The sequence below is a fragment of the Acinetobacter brisouii genome (genome assembly GCF_008993995.1).
Taxonomy (GTDB): Bacteria; Pseudomonadota; Gammaproteobacteria; order Pseudomonadales; family Moraxellaceae; genus Acinetobacter; species Acinetobacter brisouii_A.
Window position 1 is genome coordinate 16,917 of record NZ_BKNN01000019.1, and the last position, 25,374, is coordinate 42,290.

Consider the following 25,374-nt stretch of genomic DNA (forward strand, 5'->3'; position numbering starts at 1 on the left):
CCTATGGGTGATTTGTCGTTAGGATTAAAAAAGAATTTGTATTAAAAAGGAAGCCAAGCCAATGGCTGAAACTGAAATTGCTATGCCAGAAGAGTCAACACAGGTTGATTCGCGCCCAGCATTTGCAATTGTAGAAGAGCTGAAAACTAAATTCGGTGAAAACTTCTACGTGCAACCGACTTGTGAAGATTTTCCAACGGTCTGGGTTGAGCGTGCGCGCGTGCAAGAAGTCTTAATGTTCTTGCGTACCGTATCACGCCCATACGTGATGCTGTTTGACCTTTCTGCGGTTGATGAACGTTTACGTCAACACCGTGAAGGATTACCTGCATCAGATTTCACTGTTTTTTATCATTTGCTATCGCTAGAGCGTAATGTCGATATTCGTGTCAAAGTCGCTTTAAACGAGAGTGATCTGAATATTCCAACCGCAACCAATATTTGGCCAAATGCGAACTGGTACGAACGTGAAGCTTATGACATGTTCGGCATCAAGTTTGATGGTCACCCAATGTTGCGCCGTATCTTGTTGCCGACCTACTGGGAAGGGCATCCGTTACGTAAAGAATATTCTGCACGTGCAACCGAATATACGCCTTATATGCAAAACAAGGCGAAACAGGATTTCGAACAAGAACATTTGCGTTTTGTACCTGAAGATTGGGGTCTAAAACGTGGTAACAAGGACGAGGACTTCATGTTCTTGAACTTGGGTCCTAACCATCCATCTGCGCATGGTGCATTCCGTGTGATCTTGCAGCTCGATGGCGAAGAAGTGAAAGACTGTGTACCTGATATCGGTTATCACCACCGTGGTGTGGAAAAGATGGCTGAGCGTCAAACATGGCACTCATTTATTCCTTACACTGACCGTGTAGACTACTTGGGTGGTTGTGCGCAAAACATGCCTTATGTGATGGGTGTGGAACAACTTGCAGGAATTAAAGTTCCTGATCGCGCACAATGTATCCGTGTCATGATGTCGGAATTATTCCGTATCAATAACCACTTGCTTTACATCGGTACAGCGATTCAGGATACCGGTGGTATGACCCCAGTATTCTATATGTTTGCTGACCGTCAAAAAATTTATGATGCGATTGAAGCCATTACTGGTTTCCGTATGCACCCAGCTTGGTTCCGTATAGGCGGTACTGCGCATGACCTTCCAAACAACTGGCAACATTTGATCCGTGAAATCCTCGACTGGATGCCGAAGCGTTTGGACGAATACCATAAAGCAGCCTTGAAAAACTCTGTATTTATTGGTCGTACCCGTAATGTTGCTCAATACGATGCAAAATCTGCATTGGCTTGGGGGGTAACAGGTACAGGTCTGCGTGCAACAGGGATTGACTTTGACGTTCGTAAATACCGCCCATATAGCGGTTATGAAAATTACGACTTTGAAGTGCCTGTTGAATATGAAGGTGATGCTTATGCACGTGTGATGGTTCACTTCCACGAAATTCGTGAATCATTGAAAATCGTGAAGCAATGTCTAGACAACATGCCATCTGGTCCATACAAAGCGGATCATCCACTGGCTGTTCCACCACCAAAAGACAAGACTCTACAAGATATTGAAACCTTGATTACGCACTTCTTGAGCGTTTCTTGGGGTCCTGTGATGCCTGCAGGTGAAGCATCTGTCATGGCTGAAGTGGTGAAAGGGGCAAGTAACTATTACTTAACCTCTGACAAAGCAACCATGAGTTATCGTACGCGTATTCGTACACCAACATTTACTCACCTACAGCAAATTCCTTCGGTGATTAATGGCAGTTTGGTGTCTGACTTGATCATTTACTTGGCAACCATTGATGTGGTTATGGCTGATGTGGATCGCTAAGGGGTAACGCATTATGATGATTTTGACTGATAAAAAGCCACGTGTGAATGTTGAAGGAATTTTGACTGCGGACGAAATTCACGAAATTGAACATCACATTGGTCATTATCCATACCCACGCGCAGCATCACTAGATGCTTTAAAGTGCGTACAACGCCGTAATGGTTGGGTGGATGATGCGCAATTAAATGCAATTGCTCAGCTACTCACAATCAGCGTTGCTGATTTAGAGGGTGTAGCGACATTCTATAACCGTATCTATCGTCAACCTGTAGGTCGCCATGTCATTTTACTTTGTGACTCGATTGCATGTTTCTTGATGGGTGCTGAAACACTTGCTGAAGCATTCCAGCGTGAACTCGGCATTCAGTTTGGACAAACAACGGCAGATGACCGTTTTACTTTATTGCCGATTTGTTGCCTAGGTAACTGCGATAAAGGCCCAACCTTGATGATTGATGAAGATACTCATGGATTGGTTGAAGTGACTTCAATCAAACAGTTATTGGAGAAGTATGTATGAATACTGAACCAAAACCAATTTATGGCGACGGTAACCCAGAAACGCATCCATTGACTTGGCGCTTAAGCAAACAAGAACATGTGCGTAATGCAGATGACTACGAAGCGCTTGAAGGTTATGCAGGCTTTAAAAAAGCGATTACCATGCCACCGAAAGATGTGCTGGAAGTCATTAAAGCAGCGACTGTCAAAGGGCGTGGTGGTGCAGGTTTCCCAGCAGGGATTAAATGGTCATTGATGGCACCCAATGATGGTGGTCCTCGTTACCTGATCTGTAATGCCGATGAGATGGAACCAGGGACGTTTAAAGACCGTCTGTTGATGGAAAAACTGCCTCATCAGTTGATCGAAGGCATGCTGATTGCAGCATATACCTTGGAAGCGACTCAAGGTTATATCTTTATTCGTGGCGAATACATTGAAGCTGCGCAATACCTGAACGAAGCCTTAGAACAAGTTCGTGCCAAAGGCTATTTGGGTGACAACATTCTAGATACAGGCTGGAATTTCGAGCTGTATGTGCACACTGGTGCAGGACGTTATATCTGCGGTGAAGAAACTGCATTGATTAACTCTCTAGAAGGTCGCCGTGCGAATCCTCGTACCAAACCACCATTCCCGCAAGTTGCAGGGGCTTGGGGTCGTCCAACGATTGTCAACAACGTTGAGACCTACAATAACTTGCCAGCAATTATGCTACGTGGCCCAGAATGGTATATCGGTTTGTCAGCAGGTAAATCGAAAGATCCTGGCACGAAAATCTACGGTGCATCGGGTAAAGTCAAGTTCCCTGGTCTTTGGGAGTTGCCATTTGGTACAACCGCACGTGAAGTGATCGAAGATCATGCTGGCGGTATGCGTGATGGTCTTAAACTCAAAGCATGGTTGCCAGGCGGTGCGTCTACGGACTTCTTGGCTGCTGAACACATTGATCTTCCAATGGATGCTGAAAGCATCATGAAAGCAGGTTCACGTTTAGGAACATGTTTGCTCATGGTGGTCGATGAAACTCAATGTATGGTTTCAGCAACACGTAACCTAGAAGAATTCTTTGCGCGTGAATCATGTGGCTGGTGTACACCTTGCCGTGATGGTTTACCTTGGGCAGTGAAAGCGCTTAAAGCACTTGAGAATGGTGAAGGCAAGAAAGAAGATATCGATCACTTACAAGAACTGACTCGTAAGCTTTGGATTGGTAAAACATTCTGTGCTCACGCACCAGGTGCGATGGAACCATTGATGGGCGCACTCAAACATTTCCGTAGCGAATTTGAAGCGAAAGTTGTAAATGCTGCCGCTCAAAATCGTGACGTTGCACAAGCTTAAGGGAATTCGACTATGGCTACTATTCATGTCGATGGAAAACAGTATGAAGTCAATGGCTCAGAGAACTTGCTGCAAGCATGTTTGTCTCTCGGTATTGATATTCCATATTTTTGCTGGCATCCATCCTTAGGTTCTGTTGGTTCTTGCCGTCAATGTGCGGTAACTCAGTATGCAAATCCTGAGGATACACGCGGACGTCTTGTGATGTCTTGTATGACACCTGCTTCCGACAATACCTATATTTCAATCGAAGACAAAGAAGCGGTGAATTTCCGTGAGTCTGTGGTTGAATTCTTAATGACCAACCACCCACACGACTGTCCAGTCTGTGAAGAAGGTGGTCACTGTCATTTACAAGATATGACTGTGATGACTGGTCACGACCGTCGTCGCTACCGTTTCACCAAGCGTACACACTACAACCAAGAATTGGGTTCGTTTATTGCTCATGAAATGAACCGTTGTATCGCGTGCTACCGCTGTGTTCGTTACTATAAAGACTATGCGGGCGGTACGGACTTTGGTGTTTATGCCAATGCATCACGTGTGTATTTCGGTCGTCCAGAATCAGGGACTTTGGAATCTGAATTCTCTGGTAACTTGACTGAAGTCTGCCCAACAGGTGTATTTACCGATAAAACTCACTCAGCACGTTATAACCGTAAGTGGGACATGCAGTATGCGCCTAGCGTATGCCAAGGCTGTTCTTCTGGCTGTAATATCTCTCCAGGTGAGCGTTATGGTGAATTACGTCGTGTCGAAAACCGTTTCAACGGTGATGTGAACCAATACTTCTTGTGTGACAAAGGTCGTTTCGGTACAGGTTATGTCAACCGTGAAGATCGTCCTCGTCAGCCACAATTACGCAATCAAACTGAAGTCACTACGGTTTCAGTAGATCAAGCACTTGATACTGTGATTGCTAAATTGCAAGGCAAAAAAGTCTTGGGTATCGGTTCTCCACGTGCCAGCCTTGAATCTAACTACGCACTTCGCGAGTTGGTGGGTCAAGACAGCTATTCAACAGGGATGACGCAAAAAGAGCAGTCATTGGTTGAACTTGCTGCATCGATCATGCAAACCGAAGGTATCTATAACCCAACTTTACGTGAAGTTGAAAGTTATGATGCGGTGCTGATTTTAGGTGAAGACTTAACACAAACTGCGCCTCGTATGGCATTGTCTGTTCGCCAAGCTGCGAAAAACAAAGCCAAACAAATGGCAGCAGATCGCCGTACGCCAGACTGGTTAGCTGAACCTGTTGCACGTATTGGTCAAGATGAAAAATCGCCGATTTATATCTTGGCAGCAACACAAACCCGTTTAGCTGATGTTGCGACAGGTGAAGTGGTTGCTTCTCCAAATGATATCGCACGTCTAGGCTTTGCCGTTGCAGCAGCAGCGAAAGGTGAAACTGTTCTTGGTCTAGATGACGATGCAAAAGCATTTGCACAAACCATTGCAGATACACTAAAAGCAGCGAAAAAACCATTGGTGATTGCAGGTACAAGCCTACAAGATCCAGCGATTATGGAAGCTGCAGCACAGTTGACTCAGAACTTGGGCGCAACAGCAGGTTTAACTTTAGTTGTTCCTGAAGTGAACTCAATGGGTCTTGCACTGTTTGGTGGTTTAAGCCTAGAGCAAGCCTTTGCACAAGACTACGACACTGTAGTGATCGTTGAAAATGATCTGTTCCGTCGTCTACCTGCAACTCAAGTTCAGGCAGCTTTGGCGAAAGCGCAAGATGTGATTGTGCTCGATCATAGCGAAACTGAAACTGTGAAAGCAGCGAACATTGTATTGTCAGCAGCAAGCTTTGCTGAAGGTGATGGTACAGTGGTGAGCCAAGAAGGTCGTGCACAACGTTTCTACCAAGTTTACGATCCAAGCTACTACAAACCTGAATACGCGATTAAAGAATCTTGGCGTTGGTTGCATGCCATTGAAACTGGCCTTAAAGGCAAGCCAATTGATTGGACAGTACTTGACGACGTAATCGAAACAATCGTGAAGAACGTTCCGGTACTTGAAGCAATTCAAGATGTTGCGCCAGACGCTGGCTACCGTGTACATGGTTTGAAAATTGCTCGTGAACCACGTCGTTATTCTGGTCGTACAGCAATGCGTGCGCATTTATCGGTTCATGAACCTAAACAACCGACAGATCCAGACTCAGCATTAACATTCTCTATGGAAGGTTATGTAGGTCCGCAAAAAGCTTCTTCGCTTGTACCATTTGCGTGGGCGCCAGGTTGGAACTCTCCACAGTCTTGGAACAAATACCAAGATGAAGTGGGTGGTCACTTGAAAGGCGGTGACGCAGGTATTCGTTTATTTGATCGTTTAGCAAAACGTCCAGCACGTAGCTATGTTGCACCTTCGGTCGTTCTGGTCAATCCAGACAGCTTCCGTTTGGTTCCAATGCATCATATTTTTGCTTCAGGCGAATTCACCATTAAAACACCTGCAATGGAATCACGTATTCCGAGTGCTGTGTTTGCAGTGGGTGAACAAGATGCATCTCGTTTAAATGTTCAAGATGGTCAAAAAATTACCGTAAAAGCAGGGGAAACCAGCATTAGCTTACCTGTGCAAGTGATTGAATACTTGCCAACAGGCTATATTGGTTATCCGATTGGTTTAGCGCCAACCGTATCTTTGGCTGAACCTGTTGCTGTGTCGGTAGGAGTGTAATCATGCACGAAAATTTACGCGCTCTACCTGTATGGGCAACAGATTGGCCAATCGCCTATATGGTGGTGCAAGCGATTCTGATTTTATTGGTCGTTGTCATTTGTGCAGCGCTGATGTCTTTTGTTGAACGTCGTCTTTTAGGTTTGTGGCAAGACCGTTACGGTCCAAACCGTGTAGGTCCTTTTGGTTCGCTCCAAATCGTTGCCGACATGCTTAAAATCATGTTCAAAGAAGACTGGACACCAAAATTTGCAGACAAATTGACTTTCCGTTTAGCACCTGCTGTCGCAATGGCGACAGCTGTGCTGTCTTACATGGTGATTCCTGTTAGCCCATTTATGGGTGTTGCAGACATGAGCATCGGCTTATTGTTCTTTATGGCAATGGCAGGTATTGCGGTGTATGCCGTATTATTTGGTGGTTGGTCTTCGAACAACAAATATGCCTTACTTGGTGCGCTACGTTCTTCTGCGCAAACCATTTCTTATGAAGTGTTCTTGGGCATTTCCTTGATGGGTGTTGTGGCGATTGCAGGTTCATTCAACATGCGTGAGATTGTTGAATCTCAACGTGATATGTGGAATGTCATTCCTCAATTCATCGGCTTTATGGTGTTCGTGGTTGCAGGTGTTGCAGTGACTCACCGTCATCCATTTGACCAACCAGAAGCAGAGCAAGAATTGTCAGAAGGTTACCATGTTGAATACGGCGGTATGAAATGGGGGATGTTCTTCGTTGCTGAATACGTGAACATCATCTTGATTTCATCATTGATCGTGACGTTATTCTTCGGTGGATGGCTTGCACCATTTAACTTGGATATTCCATTTATTCCAGCAGGTTTTTGGTTTATTGCTAAAACTGCGTTCTTTGTCATGATGTTTATTTTGGCGCGTGGTGCATTAATTCGTCCACGTTATGACCAAGTCATGAACTTTGGATGGAAAGTCTGCTTGCCATTGGCATTAGTTAACTTACTCGTAACGGGTGCTGTCATTCTCATGAAGCATGCGGGCTAAGACAGCAGGGATAAGATTATGTTTAAAATTCTAGCTGGTGTCGGGTCTGTTGTTCGCTCGTTGTGGATGGTGTTTAGCCACGCAACGCGCAAACGTGACACCATTTTATACCCAGAAGTACCTGCTGAGCAGATCGTACCGCCTCGTTATCGTGGTCGTATTGTTTTAACACGTGACCCAGATGGCGAAGAGCGCTGTGTTGCTTGTAACTTATGTGCGGTTGCTTGCCCTGTAGGTTGTATTTCATTACAAAAAGCAGAAAAAGAAGATGGTCGTTGGTATCCGGAATTTTTCCGTATCAACTTCTCACGTTGTATCTTCTGCGGTATGTGTGAAGAAGCATGTCCTACGACAGCGATTCAGTTAACTCCAGATTTTGAGTTGGGTGAATATGTGCGTCAGGATTTGGTTTACGAAAAAGAAAACTTACTGATCTCTGGTCCAGGTAAATACCCTGATTACAACTTCTATCGTGTAACAGGTATGGCAATTGACGGTAAAGAAAAAGGACAGGCGCAAAAAGAAAGCAAACCTGTCGATGTACGGAGCTTATTACCATGATGTGGCCATTTTATTTAATGGCTCTTGTGGCCATCGTTTCTACGGTTCGTGTTGTGACTAATGCGAATCCTGTACATGCGTTATTGAATCTGATTATTTCATTGCTGGCTGTTGCGGGTATTTTCATGATCGTGGGTGCACCTTTCGCAGGCGCACTTGAGGTGATCGTGTATGCTGGCGCAATTATGGTCTTGTTTGTATTCGTGGTGATGATGCTGAACTTGGGTCAGCACACGGTTGAGCAAGAACGTAAATGGTTGACCTCAGATGCTTGGGCAGTACCTGCATTGTTGAGCTTTTTATTGGGCTTAACTCTTGTGTGGATGATCGGTAGCGATTACACACCCGCAGGTGCCTTACTGGGCAAAAACATGGTTGGACCTAAAGCAGTGGGTCAAGCGTTATTTACCCAATATTTATTGTTGGTTGAAATTGCCGCAATGCTATTGCTCGCAGCACTTGTTGCAGCATTCCATTTAGGTAAACGTGAACCAAGTGAAGAGGAATAAGACTAATGGGTAACATCCCTTTGGAACACGGTTTGATTGTGGCAACCGTTCTTTTTGCACTTGGGTTTTACGGTGTAATGGTGCGTCGCAACTTTCTATTTATTTTGATGAGTCTTGAGATCATGATGAACGCTGCTGCATTAGCATTTGTGCTTGCGGGTAGTGTTTGGGGTCAAGCTGACGGTCAGATTATGTTTATCTTAATTTTGACTTTGGCAGCTGCCGAGGCTTGTATTGGTCTAGCGATCGTCCTTCAGTTTTATCATCGCTTCCATCATTTGGATGTGGATGCTGCGAGTGAGATGCGCGGATGAGTTATTTATACTTAACAATCTTATTTCCGCTAATCGGCTTTATTTTATTAGCGGCGGGTCGCGATAAGCTTTCTGAAAATATTGCTGCTGTGATTGGCGTAGGTTCAGTGGGTCTGTCTGCTTTATTTGCATTGATTGCAGGTTTGGAGTTTGTCAACAGTGGTTCAACCGCTGTCGTACAACATCTATGGACATGGTTCAGCGTTGGGACGTTTGCACCAGAAATTAACCTACATCTTGATGGTCTATCTTTATTGATGATGGGCATGATCACAGGTGTGGGCTTCCTGATCCATATCTTTGCATCGTGGTATATGCGTGGCGAAGATGGCTATGCGCGCTTCTTCTCTTACTTCAACCTGTTCGTTGCGAGCATGTTGGTGTTGGTTCTTGGCGATAACCTTGCGTTATTGTTCTTGGGTTGGGAAGGTGTTGGTTTATGCTCATACTTATTGATTGGTTTTTATTATTCAAATCCAGACAATGGTTGGGCTGCAATCAAAGCATTTACCGTGACACGTGTGGGTGACGTTTTCTTATTGATCGCGTTATTCTTGCTATATCAAGAATTCGGTACTTTGCATATTGCAACGATTGTGGCAAATGCACATCTTGTTCTTGCAGGAAATCATTCACTTGCGATTTGGACAGCATTAATGTTGTTCTTGGGTGCTGCAGGTAAATCTGCACAGATTCCATTGCAAACTTGGTTAGCCGATGCGATGGCAGGTCCAACGCCTGTTTCTGCACTGATCCACGCTGCAACCATGGTAACAGCAGGTGTGTACTTAACTTGTCGTACACATACTGTGTTTGAAATGGCGCCTGAAATCATGCAGTTCATTTCTGTAACAGGTGCGATTACCTTGTTGGTTGCTGGTTTTGCTGCATTGGTTCAAACCGATATCAAACGTATCTTGGCTTACTCAACCATGAGTCAGCTTGGTTATATGTTTATGGCAGTCGGTGCTGAAGCTTACCAAGCGGGTCTATTCCACATGTTGGCTCACGCATTCTTCAAGGCATTATTATTCTTGTCTTCTGGTGCTGTGATCTTGGCATGTCATCACGAACAAAACATCTTCAAGATGGGTGGTCTTTGGAAAAAGATTCCATTCGTATTTGCATGTTTCGTTGTGGGTGGTGGTGCATTAGCGGCAATTCCATTCTTGACCGTAGGCTTCTTCTCTAAAGATGCGATCTTGGGTGAAGTTTATGCGCATGGCATGTTGGCAAATCTTCCACTGTATAACTGCTTGTACTGGGCAGGTGTTGCGGGTGCATTCCTCACTTCAATTTATACATTCCGTTTAATCTGGGTTGTATTCTTTGGCGAAGAAAAAACATATGCGCACGAAATCAAAGGTGTGACGTACTGGGGTCCATTATCAATTCTATTGGTATTGTCTACAGCAGTAGGTGCAGTGTTAAAAGCGCCAGTTGAAAAGTTATTGACTTCAGCGCAGATTCCAGTATTTGAAATTCCTGAAAATGTTGAAGCATTGGTACACGGTGCAGAACATACAGCTGTAGGAATTGCCTTAGCTGGTTTAGTTGTTGGTGTTGTTCTATTTGTCTTTGCTTATGGTGCAGTGAAAGCGTTTGCTCAAAATTCTTTGGGTGCGGGTATTGCACATATCTGGCGTAATGCATTTGGCTTCGATGCTTTATATAACCTCATTTTCGTACAACCTTATTTACTGATGGCGAAAATCTTAGGTCGTGATCCAATTGATGGATTGTGGTTAGTATTGCCTGCCTTGGTAAAAGGTGGAAACAGCTTTACAAGTTCACGTCAAACAGGATCACTGCGTGAATACGCATCAAGTATGTCACTCGGTATTGTGGTGTTACTGATGATCCTGATTGTTGTGCAGGTAATGGGGAAATAAAATGGAAAACAATTTAATTTTACCCGCGCTGATTCTGGTTCCGTTCATTGCAGGTTTTATGTGCTGGTTGGTCGATAAACTCGACCAGCACCTTCCACGCTGGATTGCTTTAATTGGGATGATCATCACTTTAGGCTTAACAGTGCTTCTGTGGAGTCATGGTGATTATCATTACGAACTTGGTGCTCAAGCTCCAACGTTTGCAGCACAATTTTATGTGCCGTGGATTAGTTCATTAGGGATCAGTATTCACCTTGCTGTGGATGGTCTCTCCATCTTGATGGTGGGGTTAACTGCACTGTTAGGTATTTTAGCGGTCGGCTGTTCTTGGGGTGAAATCCAAAAGAATGTTGGTTTCTTCCACTTAAACTTGCTTTGGAGTTTAGGTGGCGTTATCGGCGTATTCCTTGCACTTGATATGTTCTTGTTCTTCTTCTTCTGGGAGATGATGCTAGTGCCAATCTATTTCTTGATTGCACTTTGGGGACATAGTGGTGCGGATGGTAAATCACGCGTTTATGCTGCAACCAAATTCTTTATTTACACGCAAGTGTCAGGTTTGATTATGTTGATTGGTATCCTTGGACTCGTAGTCTGGGGGTATATTATGACCAATGGTACAATCAACTTTGACTATAACTTCTTGTTAGCTGTTGCAAATCACTTACCACCACAATTTGCATATGGTTTCATGATCTGTATGTTTATTGGTTTTGCAGTGAAACTTCCTGTATTTCCATTACACGGTTGGTTACCAGATGCGCATGCCCAAGCACCTACAGCAGGTTCTGTGGACTTAGCAGGTATCTTGATTAAAACAGCAGCATACGGTTTGCTCCGTTTTGTCATTCCATTCTTCCCAACAGCATCGGCACAGTTTGCTGATATTGCAATCATCTTTGGTTTGATTGGTATTTTCTACGGTGCGTGGTGTGCTTACCAACAAACCGATATGAAACGTCTGTTGGCATATAGCTCTATTTCACATATGGGCGTTGTACTGCTTGCAATTTATGCAGGTAACATCATTACTTATCAAGGTTTGATGATCATGATGTTGGCACACGGTCTATGTTCTGCTGCACTGTTCATCATGTGTGGTCAAATCTATGAGCGTTTGCATACACGTGACATGCGTTTGATGGGCGGTATGCGTGGTCAATTCCGTTACTTACCATTCTTCTTAATGTTCTTCATTTCAGCTTTGGTGGGTATTCCAGGTCTAGGTAACTTTATCGGTGAATTCCTGATCTTGATGGGTTCATTTGGTAAATATCCAACATTCACCATCATTGCTGCGATTAGCTTGGTATTTGCTGGTCTTTACGGCTTGATTTTGATTCATCGTTCATTGTTTGGTACTCCAAACGAAGAGCAAAAACAGCATTATGCAAATCCACTGAAAGATTTATCTGCACGTGAGATTACAATTTTAATGATCTGTGTGATTGGTCTCGTGTGGCTAGGGATGTACCCACAAACCTTCCTTGATGTATCTAACTCAAGTATGCAGTGGTTAGCGAATAGCTATATTCCTGTTCATAACGGTGTAGATTTGATGCAACAAGCAATCAGCCAACTTGATAATGTGGAGATCCAATAAGTCATGAACTTCACAATCCAATTTTCAGATCTTATGCCACTTGCACCTGTGATGATTGTCGCTTTGACAATCGCACTGGTCATGATTTTAACCACAATCAAGCGCAATCATAATTTGATTGCGACTGCTTCAGTCATTGGCTTGAACTTGGCAGCATTCTTTATTGTGTTGCAAATGATGGGTGGTCAGTTCCGACCTGCCAATGTGATGAACATGTTTATGGTTGATCCATTTACCATGCTTTATCAATTGCTGATTTTGGTTTCAGCATTGGCATGTTGCACGTTGTCTCATGCGTATATTGAAACGTATAAAGACAATCGTGAAGAGTTGTACTTGTTGCTTCTTTCTTCTGTGGCAGGTGCCATGTTGATGGTCGCAAGCTCTCACTATGCATCATTCTTTATTAGTTTGGAATTGATGTCCGTTCCTGTGTATGGTCTTTTGGCTTATACCCATGAGCGTGAAAAGTCATTAGAAGCAGGAATGAAATACCTTGTGTTATCAGCAACAGCATCTGCAATGTTGTTGATGGGTATGGCATATATTTATGCATACACAGGCACACTGTCTTTCTACACAGGTTTTGGCTCTTTGTTGCAGATGGTGAAAATGGGCAACCCAATGGTTATTTTGGGTCTTGGCCTCATCATCTTTGCAATTGCATTCAAACTGTCTTTGGCACCATTCCACAAATGGACGCCAGACGTTTATCAAGGTGCACCAGCGCCTATGGCAACGTTCTTGGCAACTGCTGCGAAAGTGGCAACCATTGGTTTGCTTGTTCGTTATTTACTTGCAGCAGGCGCGTTGATTCCTTCAATCAATCTGATTCTTTGTATCATTGCGGTACTTTCAATCCTTGCAGGTAACTTACTTGCAGTACGTCAGGTGAACTTGAAGCGTGTCTTGGCTTATTCTTCTATTGCGCATTTTGGTTACTTATTAATCGCACTTGTGAGCAAAAACTACTTTAGCCTCGACAGCGTGAATATGTATGTGATCACTTATGTATTTACAACAATCGGTGCTTTTGGTGTTGTGACACTAATGTCTAGTCCATATAACAATTTGGATGAAGCTGAAAGTGTTGCAGATTACCGTGGTTTATTCTGGCGTCGTCCAGTGTTGACAGCAACGTTGACTGTAATGCTGTTGTCTTTGGCAGGTATTCCATTGACTGCGGGCTTTATTGGTAAATTCATGGTCATCAAAGCTGCAGTAGATGCAGGTCACTGGTTCTTGGCAGGAGCAATCATTGTGGGTAGTGGTATTGGTTTGTACTACTATTTACGTGTCATGATTGTGATGTATCTTACTCCACCAGAAGTACCACGTATTGATGCTGAAAAACATTGGGGTCAAAAAGTGGGTGGTATCATGGTGCTCGCATCTGCAGCATTGGTTCTTTTCATTGGTATTTATCCAGATCCATTCTTAAAAATCTCTGCAATGTCACAAGTTTTAGCGCCAATTCAACAAATGTTGTTTAGCCACTAAGCTGTTTTCAGATCAGTAAGAAGCTCTCCTTGTTGAGGGCTTTTTTATTTCTACTTGAAAAGCGATATACTAAGCGCAACTTATCACTCTCAGGTGTTCTCCCGTGCCTATTCAAGAAATTCGTCACCCACTCATTCGCCATAAATTGGGTTTATTACGTCGTGCCGATATCAGTACTAAAAATTTTCGTGAACTTGCACAAGAAGTCACTATGTTATTGACCTATGAAGCAACAAAAGATTTGCCAGTAGTCGATCAAGAGATTCAGGGGTGGGCAGGTAAAGTAACCGCTCAGCGTATTGCAGGCAAAAAAATTACAGTTGTCCCTATTTTACGTGCAGGAATTGGTATGCTCGATGGCGTACTCAATTTGATTCCAAGTGCGAAAGTGAGTGTTTTGGGTCTTGAACGTGATGAAGAAACCTTACAGGCACGTACTTATTATAAAAAGTTAGTTCCAGATGTAGCCAACCGTATTGCCATGATCATTGATCCGATGCTTGCAACAGGAAGTTCTCTAATTGCAGCCATTGATGTCCTAAAAGCCAGTGGTTGTAAAGATATTCGTGTGATGGTTCTAGTCGCAGCGCCAGAAGGCGTGGCAAAAGTAGAACAACAACATCCAGATGTTCGCATTTTTACCGCATCAATTGATGATGGTTTAAATGAAAATGGTTACATTGTTCCTGGTCTTGGCGATGCTGGTGATAAAATCTTCGGTAGTGTACAAAAAGACTAATGTCGTTATAAAAAAATGCCTGTTTAATAACAGGTATTTTTTTATGGGGCAAGAATGATGAAAAAGGCAGTCGTGCTTTTATTTATCGTTGTTGTATTGGTAGGTATTGGAACTTATATCGCTTACTCAAAACTACAACAACATGATCAAAAACGTGAACAATACACACAGCAGTTAATTGAAGAACAAAAACAGTTAATTAATGAGCAACGCAAAAAATTAGGGCATTTACCTGATCATATTCCAGAATTAAAACCAGAAGTTAAATCATTGGTTGTTAGTCGTCCTGCACCGGCACAAAAACCTATGTCAACACCGCTTGGGTATTTTAAATGTGATGGTCGAGAGCGTTGTGGGCAAATGCATTCTTTAGCTGAAGCACGTTGGTTTGTACGTAACTGTCCAAATACCAAAATGGATGGGAATCATGATGGTGAGCCTTGCGAACAAGATTCTCGTCGTCAAACCGATCCAAATTGGCAAGAATAAAGCTGAAAATTTTAAGGATGCTGTTCTTCACAGAATCGCATAAAGGCTTTTAGTCCCGGCCCTTGATATTTATGCCGATGTACTAGCATATAGAGAGGGCGTCTGAGTTCCCAAAAAGGCGTTTCTAAAATCACCAGTTGACCTGAATTGAGCATAGGTAACAATGCAAGTTTGGAAATACAGGAGATGCCTAAACCACCTGAAATGATTTTTAAAATGGCTTCATTATGACCTAAGGTCAGGCGGATTCGTGCATCTTCAAGGTGGTTCAAGATCGCATTATCAAAAACTTCACGCGTTCCCGATCCTTCTTCACGCAAGATCCATTCAACATCAGCAAAGTCCTGAGGTGTTAAAGCACGATTGAGCTGAGCAAGTGGGTGATTTGGGGCACAACATACGGCAAGTTCATCATCTCGCCAGTGAATACTTTGTAATTGGGGTAAGTGGCATGACCCTTCAATTAAAGCCAAATCTAACTGAAATTGGTTGACTGCTTCAATCATTTGGCGAGTATTGCCAACTTGGAGTTGTAAATGAGCTTGTGGTTGTAATTGTAAAAAACCTGCCATCAAGTCTGGCACTAAATAATCACTAATTGTGAGGGTTGCTCCGAGGCGCAAATCAATACTTTGTAATTCGCCTTTAGCCACTTGTTCAAATGCTTCACAGCGACCTAAAATTTCGAGAGCTTGGGGTAATAAAAAACGTCCAAGATCATTAAGTTGTAGGCGTTTCCCTAGGCGATCAAATAGTGGCGCACCCAATCCATCTTCTAAATCTGCCAATGCCATACTGGCTGCACTTTGGGTCAGTTTGACTGCATCGCTGGCTTTAGTAACCGTTCCTTCCTGAGCTACGGCTACAAAAACAGCCAATTGGCGTAAGGTCATGCGCATAGTTGAAGCCTTAATGAGTAAAAATATCAATATTTGCCTCGCCATGCTAACATGAGCCGACGAATTCTTGCACCTTGAAATCATGACATCTGAAAAATTTACTGTGGAAAAAGTCTTATCGATTCAACGCTGGGCAGATAATTTATTCAGCTTTACCATGACACGACCTGCTCACTTTAAATTTACAGCAGGGCAGTTTGCACGAATCGGAATCAAAGTGGATGATGAGCTGATTGTACGGGCATATTCCGTTGTTTCATCACCCTATGATGAAACGCTAGAGTTTTTTTCAATTGTTGTTCCTGATGGTGCATTTACATCACGTTTAAAAGATTTACAGATTGGTGATGCGTTATATCTGGAAAAAATTCCGTATGGCTTTTTAACTTTGGCACGTTATCAGCAGCCATTGCCACAAGATTTATGGTTACTAGCGACAGGAACAGGACTCGCACCATTTTTATCGATGCTGCAAGATTTTGAAACATGGAAAAATTATCAAAAAATTACTTTGGTTTATAGTGTACGTACACAAGCAGAATTAGCTTATGTTGAGCGCATTCAGGAGATTGCTGCAACTTTTGGTGAGGGGCACACAGGTTTTCGGTTTGTACCAATTATTACCCGCGATCCTCAAGCCGCCTTACATCAGCGTTTGCCGATTCTCATTGAAAATGGACAGCTAGAAGCATTTGTTGGTCAACCGTTTAATTCAGCAACTAGCCATATTATGCTCTGTGGTAATCCACAAATGGTCGAAGATACCAAAGAGGCACTCAAGCAGCGCGGTTTAAGCATGAACCGTCGTGGTGAGGGCAATATTGCCGTTGAAAATTACTGGTAATTGAAAGGTAGATGATATGTTTGTGTGGTTTAATGCACAAACATATCCATAAATGTACGGATCTCATTAATTGCGGTATCGACATCGGAAGTGAGCCATGTCGGCTCAAACAAGCCTGCATAAAATTCAAGACGTTCTTGTGGAACCACAAGGCGGATCAAGCATTCTTCTTCAACCATTCGCCACGGAATAATGGGCGTTTCCTGATCGAGGAACACTGTGACATTTCTCAGGTCGATCACCATTGCACTGATACAGTCAGGAAATGGCATGACTGAAAATTCTTCAGTACGGCGGCGTAGATACTCTAAATCACCCCACTTCAAAGCATAGCTCGGCTTGCTGAATTCAATCACGCCAATGAGATGTTGATCTCGTGTGTAGTGTAAGTAACACTGATGAGTGACATCGGTGTCGAGTTCAAGGGAAGTAGATTCTAGTCTATACGACATCATCGTGGCATATTGAAAAAGTGGCACATAGTATAGCTTATTTTTCGATGACAACAGATAAACAATGTATACGTGATGATAATGCTTTTTCACACAATGATACATAAACTTAGATTAGTATAAAAAATAGTCAAATTGACGTGATAGAAAGGAGAAGATGACAATGTTACGCCATCTAAGTCGGTCACTTCATGAGATGCATGTAAAAGAAGATAAGCGCTTGATGCGTTTCATGTTTGCTGTGATTATCGTATTTTATGCTTCCATCGTTGTATATATGTTTACTCATAGCAGCCCAAGTGCCAAAGATGCCTATATCGGGCATCCTCAAGCAGCCAAAGTCGTAAAAAACTAAATGATCATTTCACTGTTGAAGGAATGGAATTCCTTCAACAGTTTTATACATATTCGGCTGCTGCTGCTGCACATGACCAAGCCCATTGAAAGTTATAACCCCCTAAGTGTCCTGTCACATCAAGGACTTCTCCTAAAAAGAATAAGCCTTTTTGCTTTTTACTTTCCATGGTTTTAGATGAGACTTCGTCTGTATCGACGCCACCTAAAGTGACTTCCGCAGTTCGGTAACCCTCTGTTCCTGATGGTTTAACCTGAAAATTTTGTAATTGTGTCGCAATTTTTTCTAATTTTTGGTCGCTCATTTGCCCAATCGCTGTTTCACTGTCCGCTTGCCAAATCAATTGTTGCAATTCGGCAATGACTGATTTTGCTGCTAATTCAGTGAACAATGTTCTTAATAGGCTTTTAGGATGGCTCTGTTTTTTCTGCTTTAGCCATGTGAAAAGATCATGTGTTGGGAAAAAGTTGATCTGAAAACTTTCACCCACTTGCCAATAGTTAGAAAGCTGTAAAGAACTTGGCCCACTTAATCCACGGTGAGTAAAAAGTAGAGCTTCGGTAAATTCAATCTGTGGATTGCTTAATGTTGCATCTAAAGCATTGCCACTTAAACGTGTTGTCACTTCTTTAAACTGGTCAGAAAATGTAAATGGGACTAAACCTGCACGAGTTGGGTAGATCTGATGACCAAACTGTTTTGCCAGTTGATAACCGAAATCCGAGCCACCCAGTGTTGGAATAGATAAGCCACCTGTTGCAACAGCAACCGATTCAGCTCTAAAGTCTTGACTTTGCGTCTTTACACTAAACTGACCATCTTCAAGAACCTGAACAGCTTCGACTTCAGCAGAAGTCTGAATCTCAACCAAATTGGTTTTGCTACATTCGGACAAGAGCATATTCAAAATGTCTTTTGCACCGTTGAGCGTAAACAGTTGTCCGTGTTTACGCTCTTCATAGGCGATGCCATATTCACAGACCAAGCCGATAAAATCCCATTGGGTATAACGTGACAGTGCAGATTTTACAAAGTGTGGGTTATGACAAAGATAATGTTTCGGTTCGACATCAAGGTTAGTAAAATTACATTTACCACCGCCTGACATTAGAATTTTTTTGCCGACTTTATTGGCTTTTTCGAGAACCAAAACCGAGCGACCACGTTTGGCTGCACATGCTGCCAGCATCAAGCCTGATGCACCTGCGCCTAATACGATGACATCATAGTGTTGAGCAGCCATGTGAGTTCTCCAAATGCTAAAAACCGCGCATTATACTGAAATTTTTGGCATGGCGCCTAACTCTTGTGTACGCCCTTGCAAGCCTCCTGTGTGAATCGCAAGAATTCGGGTGCCAGCCTGAAAATAGTCGTGTTCAATTAAATCAAAAAGCCCCATTAACATTTTGCCTGTATAGACCTGTTCGAGTGGAATCTGATACGTCTGTTCAAACTTTCGAATAAATTTCAGCAGTTCAGGGGAAGTTTTAGCATAGCCACCGCAACAATAAGCATCGAGGATTTTCCAGTTGTTTTTATGCGTCATTTGGCTAACAGCTTGAGTGAGAAATTCACCTTTCAGTGCTGAAAAACCCAGTAATTGATGATGAGTATGACTGGCTTCAATCAGACCTGAGAGTGTGCCACCTGTACCAACTGCACAGCAAAATACATCGTAGTTGTTTAAGTCTGCTTTTGTCAGAATTTCCCGACAACCTTGAATGGCAAGTGCATTGCTACCACCTTCAGGAATCACATAACTATCGGGGAATTGCTGTTGTAATTGTGCTAAAAAGTTGGGTTCATGACGTTGTTGATAGCGCTGTCTGGAAATAAATTCAAGCTGCATTCCCATGTTACGGGCTGTTTCTAAAGTTGGATTTAACGGACGTTGAGCCAGTTCCTCTCCACGAATCATGCCGATGCTACGAAGTCCCAACATTTGGGCTGCATATGCTGTCGCTGCAATATGATTGGAATATGCACCGCCAAAGGTCAGTACTGAAGTTTTATTCTGCTGCTGTGCCTCTAGCAAATTGTATTTGAGTTTGTAAAACTTGTTGCCTGAAATCTGTGGATGAATCAGATCTAACCGTTTGAGATCGAGCTGAATATCATCTTGTACTTGTAGTGACTGGATTGGAATCTCGGATCGCTGTGCTTGAATCTGCATTAGCATGTACCTGTACCTGTACCTGTACCTGTTCCTGCACTTGCGGTATCTACCGAGGTAATCACCGACATGCCTGGTCTTAGGCGACTCAGTTCAGGCTGATTGGGGTCAATCGAGATTTTTACAGAAATACGCTGAACCACTTTAGTAAAGTTGTCTGTCGCGTTATCGGTTTTGAGTACACTAAACTCAGAACCTGCAGCAGGGGAAATTTCAGCCACATGTCTAACAAATTTTTTGTGATTTAAAGCATCTACTGTAAAAAATGCCTTTTGCCCAATTTGCATATTGGCAATTTGGGTTTCTTTAAAGTTAGCGATTACCCATGTGGTTTGCGGAATCAGATAGAGCAGTTGTGATCCCGCACCGACATATTGCCCAACCCGTGGAGAAACCTCACCAAGCTGTCCATCCATTGGCGCTGTAATAATGCTGTAGTCTTTGGTGGTATTGGCCTGATCAAGCTGCGCAGCCGCATTTTTGATTTGTGCCTGTAAGCCAACCGTTGCAATTTTTGCAGTTTTTAAGGCTTCTTCTGCCACTTTAACATTGGCTTTGGCTTCATTGAGTAAAGCTAAATTATTGGCAACACTGGCTTGGCTTTGGTCAAGATCCGTTTTAGCAATCGCACCGCTATTTCCTAATGCCTGATAACGCTGTAATTGTTGCAAGGACAATTGGTATTGTGACTCAACTTGAGCAACTTTGGTTTGCGCGGCAGTGACATCTGCTGCACGTTGTGCAATAGTTTGTTTTTGGTTGCTAAAGCTATTGGCTGCTTGTTCAACACTCGATTGGGCTTGTGAGACTTTTTGATTATATGCAGTCGGATCAATTTTAATCAGCACTTGTCCTTTTTTAACATGATCAAAATCACTGACTAAAACATCCTGAATATAACCATTGATTTGGGACGATAAAACCGTAGTTTTCCCCTTAATATAGCTGTTATCGGTCTGTTGAATTGGCGTATTGAATGGGCCAATTTGCCATGCCCACATAATGATGCTAATTCCGACAAGTAAAATAAAAAACATCAGAATCAGTGTCGATTTTTGAGTTTCAATCAACTTACTAACCCGTGGCACATTTTTTAACTGAGCTTGGGCTGTTTCTGCTGTTGCAGGTGTTTCATTATTTGGCTGTTCACTCATAGCACGACTCAAAATATTAGGAAGATTGCGATTGGCGATGGGCGTTATAGCGTGTCCATGCGATATTACTTAAGCCCCAAATCAGTAAAATCACAGCAAAAATGCCATTTAAATAAATCACATCGGCTGCGCGGCAGTTTGAGTGATACCACCATAACAAAACAGCAGATCGCCAACCCTTTGCTGGCGGGCTTTAAATAAAATCAGGTTTGAGCTGACATTTGCCATCACATAGGCAGCAGGTAGCCATGCACCTTCGATAGGGGTTAAACCATATTCACCTTGTAGCTGAGGTAAGTTTGCAGTAATAAAACCATTACTCTGTCCTGCAGACAGTGCAATAAACGTCCCAATAAAAAAATATAAATAACGCTTCCCTGATGAATGGGCAATAGATGGGGGAGAACCTGGCAGGACAGGACGCTCATCTGCCGTCCAGTCAGGTGGAGTCTCCAAATAACGGAGCTGTTTATCCATAACTTGCCTCGTTACAAACCTGAATCCCTGTCATTAATAACTCGATTGCGCGTTTAGCGAGGCGCTTTTGTTCTTGTTCAGTATGCCCGCGAAAAGAAGCTGCCAAAATTGAAATAATGGTACGGTAGTCTTCAAAAGTCAGGTCAGCACGACAAATTCCCGCAGCAATGGCATGATCAATGAGAGGCTGAATAATCTGTTGATGCTGCTGAACCAATTTTTGTAAATGTGGATCATCAGCATCCAAAACTCGCCAATATTCTTTGAGTGCAGATAAATGTGGCAGATTTTTAATATGGCTATGCAGCAGTAAAAATAGACTATCTTCAAACTGTCCATAATATTTGGCACACGTTTCCAGATGATCAATTGACTGTTCAAGTAAGGCATAAATCAAATGCTTACGATCAGCAAAGTTGCGATAAAAAGTGGCTCGACCAACCCCTGCATCATCAATGATGATTTGTAATGGGACATGAATGCCATGGGTTTTCATCATTTCGGCAGCAGCGTTTAGAAGCTCTTCGCGGTTTTGTGCCGCACGTTGTAAGTGTTTACTCATGGCTATCAGGTCTTTCAATTTCTAGGTATTATTTTACGGACAGAATTGTCCGATTGTATTGCTCTAGATGTTTGTCGTTTTGTAAAAGTGATTAATTTATAACTTTATTTTATATATTAACTTAAAATTCATCATTATTTTTTTAAATTATCTTTGACTATGCTGAGTCTTATTCAGATTAAACGAGATAAAAAATGAATACGCAACAGCAATTAAATCAAGATCAATACCAAGGTAAATCAAATGCTTATTTAAGTAGTGTTGTACATGCTCAAGGTGCTGAATTTATTAAAATGCAGCAATGCATTCAGCAGCACCAATTTAAGCAAGTTTTAGATTTGGGCTGTGGTGCAGGACATGTCAGTTACCACGTAGCGCCATTTACAGAACAAACGATTGCTTATGATATTACGCCTGATATGGTGGCATTGGTTTGCCAACAAGCCAAAGAAAAAGGTTTAACCCAGATTCAAGGACAACAAGGCGCAGCCGAAACATTACCGTTTGCCGATCAGTCTTTTGATTGTGTGATCAGTCGTTACTCAGCCCATCACTGGCAAAATGTGGGGCAGGCGATGCAAGACATTCATCGGGTATTAAAACCGCATGGCAAAGTGATTTTTGTTGATATTTTGGGAAGTGGACAGCCAATTTTAGACACCTTTTTACAGACTATTGAAATGATTCGTGATCCGAGCCATGTACGGGATTATAGTTTGCAAGAATGGATGCAATTTGCTGAATATGCGGGCTTTCAAGTGGAACAGGTGGAAAAGCAAACTTTACATTTGGACTTTGACAGTTGGATTAGACGCATGAAAACGCCTGAAAATGGTGCAGCAACAATTCGCTATTTACAAACTAAAGTGTCTAATGTGGTGCGTCAGTATTTTGAGATTCAGTCTGATGGCTCCTTTAAAACACAAGTGATCTACTTAGTATTGGGAAAAGCGGGCTAATTTCTGCTAAAATATTGCACTCGAATGAGTCACTCAATAGGTCTGAACGTGGAAAGTTTATTACCGCTGTTTTCCATCACCATTGCATTAATGTTAGGTGCAATTAGTCCAGGCCCAGCATTTATTTATGTGGCAAAAAATTCAATTGCGATTTCACGAAAACACGGTTTATTTACCGCATTGGGTACAGGCACAGGTGCAGCACTCTTTGGTCTTTTAGCCGTGATGGGATTACAAGCAATTTTATTGGCTGTACCCTCTGCATATCTGATTTTAAAAATTTTTGGTGGTCTGTATTTACTTTGGATTGCCTTTAAAATTATTCGTCATGCCAAAGAACCAATGCAGACTCAGCAAGATGTTGCACAGCAGATGAGCTATCCACAAGCGTATCGCTTAGGAATCATTACCCAATTGAGTAACCCTAAAATTGCGGTGATTTTGGCAAGTATTTTTACAGCTTTATTACCCAAAGAAATTCCAACGTATTACTATGTGGTTTTACCGATCTTGTGCTTTTTTATTGATGCAGGTTGGTACTCGTTAGTGGCTGTGGCGCTGTCGGCTGAAAAACCACGTAAAGTCTATTTAAGATTTAAAGCAATTTTTGACCGTGTCGCAGGGGGAGTAATGACCTTGCTCGGTTTGAAACTGATCTTTGGAATGAAATAATTCATTTAAAAATTTGCGATGATCAAAAGCTTATTGTGAATCAATAAGCTTTTTTTATTGTTTATAAAAATTTAGCACGATGCACAAAGTGTATGTCGAAAAACAGTGTTTATTATTTAAAGTAATGATTTTCATCAACTAAAAATATTCACAAATTGAAATATATTTTTTGAGAACATTCTCTCAATAAAGTGCTAATTTAAAATCAAACAACAAAGAGGATATGCTCATGAAGATAATATCCATACTCTGCGTGGCGATCAGTTTAAGCATGCTTACAGGATGTGAGCTAAAACAACCCGTCAAAACTAAAACTCAGTCCAATTACTATACCAAAAGCATAGCAGGCATGCCTGTTTATGAAAAAGATTATCAGCTTAGCGCTGCAAACTAACCCATTCACACCGTATGCAGTCTGAAAATTTGATGATTTCAGGCTGCATACTTTTCAGTCTTTAAAATGAATCGGAACCCACTGATAGGTTTTGCCATCGGCTAAATAAATATGTCCAATGCCTGGGAAGGGTAAATGTGGCGCAGCGATGGCTTCGCCATGTTTTGCAAATTCAGCAAACAGTTTTAAACGCGTTGCAACGGCTTGTTTTGGGTCAGCATCATACGCAATTGAAGTTTCAGGATGATCAAACTGTATGCTGTGTGAATGGACAATATCGCCTATAAAGACAATGGTTTCATTTGTGGTTTTGAATTCATAACTGGTATGCCCGAGCGTATGTCCATTGCTATTGATTACCTTAAATCCTTGAATCTGATCGCCAAATTTGTAGGTTTTAAAGCGTTGTTTGGCTTGATAAGGGGCAATCGCCTGTTTGATTTTTTCAACGGTGGCTAAATAGCCCGCCTGTTTTTCTTTCGGGATTTTGTTGAGCTGTTCAGAGCTTAGTCAGTAATTGGCTTCTGTAGCGGACACATACACCGTGGCATTGGGGAAATTGGCAACGCCGTTTTGACTAATACCGCAGACATGATCGGGGTGCAGATGTGTCAGCAAAATGCTATCGACCTGTTCAGGCTGATAACCTGATGCTTTTAAGTTGCTGAGAACTGAGCCTAAGTGTGAACCCAAGCAACTTGCAGCACCACTGTCGACTAAGACCAGTGAATGTCCTGTATTGACCAAAAAGGCATTGATAGAGGTTTGTACGCCTTTGGCTTGATCTGCATAGTATTTTTTGAGGCTTTCATGGATTTGTTGTTCTGAAAGTCCTTTAAATAAGCTCGGTGAGATAAAGTTTGTGCCGTCGAGCAGGGCGGTAATTTGAGTTTGCCCTGATTGGTATTGGTAGTAACCCGCTACTTGTTTTTGTTGCTCGATTGGCGCAGGTGGGGAAGTGGCGAAAGTGGGTAGACTGACGAAGCTAGAGCAGAGTAGGGCGGAAGCGAGTAGTTTTTTCATTTGAGCGTATTTATTGATTTATTTATGGTGTTTATTTTTTAGCATGTAGGACAAGATTTTTCATCTTTTTTGTATAAGATAGTATTAATATTTGATTATATTTTTAGTTAAATTGATTTCTTAAATCAAGATAAAGTTTATATTAAGTTTAGAGATAGATTAATGAATGTTAATGATGAAATTTTGAAAATATGGAATACACATAAAGATGATATAAGTGATCTTTTGGGTAAAGTTGATCCTAGTCAAAAAATGCTTGCTCCATTATTTTACCCAAATATTCAAGAGATAAAAAATACAATTTTATTCATCGGTTTAAATCCTTCATATAATGAAAATATGATTGATAAACTATCAGGAAATCAGAATTTAACTGAGCTATTGAAG

General features: G+C 42.2%; 25 protein-coding genes and 2 pseudogenes. 19 read left to right on the top strand and 8 right to left on the bottom strand.

All coding sequences use genetic code 11. From position 1 onward, the window contains the following. Window positions 1-61 precede the first annotated feature (61 nt). From nuoC to GBN19_RS06960, 13 genes are all read left to right on the top strand, one after another. A complete protein-coding gene (nuoC, locus tag GBN19_RS06900; protein WP_151777621.1) occupies window positions 62-1,852 on the top strand; it encodes an NADH-quinone oxidoreductase subunit C/D in 1,791 nt (596 codons plus the stop codon). Between the two features lie 13 nt (window positions 1,853-1,865). Next, the gene (gene nuoE, locus GBN19_RS06905) at window positions 1,866-2,375 is read left to right on the top strand and encodes an NADH-quinone oxidoreductase subunit NuoE (RefSeq protein ID WP_111895662.1); all 510 of its coding nucleotides are present in this window, start codon (window positions 1,866-1,868) and stop codon (window positions 2,373-2,375) included. Next, a complete protein-coding gene (nuoF, locus tag GBN19_RS06910; protein ID WP_151777622.1) occupies window positions 2,372-3,700 on the top strand; it encodes an NADH-quinone oxidoreductase subunit NuoF in 1,329 nt (442 codons plus the stop codon). The genes nuoE and nuoF overlap by 4 nt, the downstream gene beginning before the upstream one ends. A gap of 12 nt (window positions 3,701-3,712) precedes the next feature. Then, complete coding sequence (nuoG, locus tag GBN19_RS06915) at window positions 3,713-6,397, top strand: NADH-quinone oxidoreductase subunit NuoG (protein ID WP_151777623.1); 2,685 nt, start codon at window positions 3,713-3,715, stop codon at window positions 6,395-6,397. Between the two features lie 2 nt (window positions 6,398-6,399). After that, window positions 6,400-7,416, top strand: a complete 1,017-nt coding sequence (gene nuoH, locus GBN19_RS06920; RefSeq protein ID WP_151709763.1) for an NADH-quinone oxidoreductase subunit NuoH — start codon at window positions 6,400-6,402, stop codon at window positions 7,414-7,416. Window positions 7,417-7,434: 18 nt separating this feature from the next. Then, window positions 7,435-7,977, top strand: a complete 543-nt coding sequence (gene nuoI / locus GBN19_RS06925; RefSeq protein ID WP_151709762.1) for an NADH-quinone oxidoreductase subunit NuoI — start codon at window positions 7,435-7,437, stop codon at window positions 7,975-7,977. After that, entirely contained in the window at window positions 7,977-8,486 is a 510-nt protein-coding gene (gene nuoJ / locus GBN19_RS06930; RefSeq protein ID WP_171494444.1) for an NADH-quinone oxidoreductase subunit J, read from the top strand. The genes nuoI and nuoJ overlap by 1 nt, the downstream gene beginning before the upstream one ends. Window positions 8,487-8,491: 5 nt before the next feature. Then, on the top strand, window positions 8,492-8,800 hold the full coding sequence (gene nuoK / locus GBN19_RS06935; RefSeq protein WP_004750668.1) for an NADH-quinone oxidoreductase subunit NuoK: 309 nt from the start codon (window positions 8,492-8,494) through the stop codon (window positions 8,798-8,800). Further along, window positions 8,797-10,692, top strand: a complete 1,896-nt coding sequence (gene nuoL / locus GBN19_RS06940; RefSeq protein WP_151777625.1) for an NADH-quinone oxidoreductase subunit L — start codon at window positions 8,797-8,799, stop codon at window positions 10,690-10,692. The genes nuoK and nuoL overlap by 4 nt, the downstream gene beginning before the upstream one ends. 1 nt (window position 10,693) lies before the next feature. After that, window positions 10,694-12,295, top strand: coding sequence for an NADH-quinone oxidoreductase subunit M (gene nuoM / locus GBN19_RS06945; protein WP_151777626.1), 1,602 nt, complete (start codon window positions 10,694-10,696; stop codon window positions 12,293-12,295). 3 nt (window positions 12,296-12,298) lie between these two features. Continuing rightward, window positions 12,299-13,795 carry an NADH-quinone oxidoreductase subunit NuoN gene (gene nuoN / locus GBN19_RS06950; RefSeq protein ID WP_151709759.1) on the top strand — a complete coding sequence of 499 codons (1,497 nt, stop codon included), beginning with the start codon at window positions 12,299-12,301 and terminating at the stop codon, window positions 13,793-13,795. Between the two features lie 103 nt (window positions 13,796-13,898). Then, window positions 13,899-14,534 (top strand): uracil phosphoribosyltransferase, encoded by a 636-nt coding sequence (upp, locus tag GBN19_RS06955; protein WP_151709758.1) that lies wholly within the window; start codon window positions 13,899-13,901, stop codon window positions 14,532-14,534. 57 nt (window positions 14,535-14,591) lie between these two features. Then, window positions 14,592-15,023, top strand: coding sequence for an excalibur calcium-binding domain-containing protein (locus GBN19_RS06960; protein ID WP_151777635.1), 432 nt, complete (start codon window positions 14,592-14,594; stop codon window positions 15,021-15,023). A gap of 11 nt (window positions 15,024-15,034) precedes the next feature. Here GBN19_RS06960 and gigC read toward each other — a convergent pair whose 3' ends face one another. Further along, a complete protein-coding gene (gene gigC / locus GBN19_RS06965; RefSeq protein WP_151709757.1) occupies window positions 15,035-15,922 on the bottom strand; it encodes a LysR family transcriptional regulator GigC in 888 nt (295 codons plus the stop codon). Between the two features lie 82 nt (window positions 15,923-16,004). On the opposite strand from gigC, the gene GBN19_RS06970 reads away from it, so the two are divergent. Then, the gene (locus tag GBN19_RS06970) at window positions 16,005-16,766 is read left to right on the top strand and encodes a ferredoxin--NADP reductase (protein WP_151709756.1); all 762 of its coding nucleotides are present in this window, start codon (window positions 16,005-16,007) and stop codon (window positions 16,764-16,766) included. Window positions 16,767-16,795: 29 nt separating this feature from the next. Here the strand turns inward: GBN19_RS06970 and GBN19_RS06975 are convergent, their stop codons facing one another. Next, window positions 16,796-17,218, bottom strand: coding sequence for a hypothetical protein (locus GBN19_RS06975; RefSeq protein WP_151709785.1), 423 nt, complete (start codon window positions 17,216-17,218; stop codon window positions 16,796-16,798). A gap of 163 nt (window positions 17,219-17,381) precedes the next feature. Here GBN19_RS06975 and GBN19_RS06980 point away from each other — a divergent pair, with 163 nt between their 5' ends. Further along, a complete protein-coding gene (locus GBN19_RS06980; RefSeq protein WP_151777627.1) occupies window positions 17,382-17,573 on the top strand; it encodes a hypothetical protein in 192 nt (63 codons plus the stop codon). A gap of 43 nt (window positions 17,574-17,616) precedes the next feature. Here GBN19_RS06980 and GBN19_RS06985 read toward each other — a convergent pair whose 3' ends face one another. From GBN19_RS06985 to GBN19_RS07005, 5 genes and pseudogenes are all read right to left on the bottom strand, one after another. Continuing rightward, entirely contained in the window at window positions 17,617-18,816 is a 1,200-nt protein-coding gene (locus tag GBN19_RS06985; RefSeq protein ID WP_151777628.1) for an NAD(P)/FAD-dependent oxidoreductase, read from the bottom strand. Between the two features lie 30 nt (window positions 18,817-18,846). Then, a complete protein-coding gene (locus GBN19_RS06990) occupies window positions 18,847-19,746 on the bottom strand; it encodes a 1-aminocyclopropane-1-carboxylate deaminase/D-cysteine desulfhydrase (RefSeq protein ID WP_151777636.1) in 900 nt (299 codons plus the stop codon). Further along, window positions 19,746-20,900: an HlyD family secretion protein gene (locus GBN19_RS06995; RefSeq protein WP_151777629.1), complete on the bottom strand. Its 1,155-nt coding sequence runs from the start codon at window positions 20,898-20,900 to the stop codon at window positions 19,746-19,748. The genes GBN19_RS06990 and GBN19_RS06995 overlap by 1 nt, the downstream gene beginning before the upstream one ends. Before the next feature lie 180 nt (window positions 20,901-21,080). Continuing rightward, window positions 21,081-21,377 (bottom strand): annotated as a pseudogene (locus GBN19_RS07000) (MFS transporter); the annotation flags it as partial. Next, entirely contained in the window at window positions 21,370-21,939 is a 570-nt protein-coding gene (locus tag GBN19_RS07005) for a TetR/AcrR family transcriptional regulator (RefSeq protein ID WP_151777630.1), read from the bottom strand. The gene GBN19_RS07005 and the pseudogene GBN19_RS07000, both read right to left, overlap by 8 nt. A 194-nt stretch (window positions 21,940-22,133) precedes the next feature. Here GBN19_RS07005 and GBN19_RS07010 point away from each other — a divergent pair, with 194 nt between their 5' ends. From GBN19_RS07010 to GBN19_RS15900, 3 genes are all read left to right on the top strand, one after another. Then, on the top strand, window positions 22,134-22,898 hold the full coding sequence (locus GBN19_RS07010) for a class I SAM-dependent methyltransferase (RefSeq protein ID WP_151777631.1): 765 nt from the start codon (window positions 22,134-22,136) through the stop codon (window positions 22,896-22,898). Window positions 22,899-22,922: 24 nt separating this feature from the next. Continuing rightward, complete coding sequence (locus GBN19_RS07015; protein WP_171494443.1) at window positions 22,923-23,570, top strand: LysE family translocator; 648 nt, start codon at window positions 22,923-22,925, stop codon at window positions 23,568-23,570. Window positions 23,571-23,799: 229 nt separating this feature from the next. Beyond that, window positions 23,800-23,964: an NF038215 family lipoprotein gene (locus tag GBN19_RS15900; protein WP_215903482.1), complete on the top strand. Its 165-nt coding sequence runs from the start codon at window positions 23,800-23,802 to the stop codon at window positions 23,962-23,964. A 54-nt stretch (window positions 23,965-24,018) separates the two neighbouring features. Here the strand turns inward: GBN19_RS15900 and GBN19_RS07020 are convergent. Next, window positions 24,019-24,987: pseudogene (locus GBN19_RS07020) on the bottom strand (MBL fold metallo-hydrolase). Between the two features lie 162 nt (window positions 24,988-25,149). On the opposite strand from GBN19_RS07020, the gene GBN19_RS07025 reads away from it, so the two are divergent. Beyond that, a partial coding sequence (locus tag GBN19_RS07025; RefSeq protein WP_151777633.1) for a hypothetical protein occupies window positions 25,150-25,374 on the top strand: 225 nt, incomplete at its 3' end.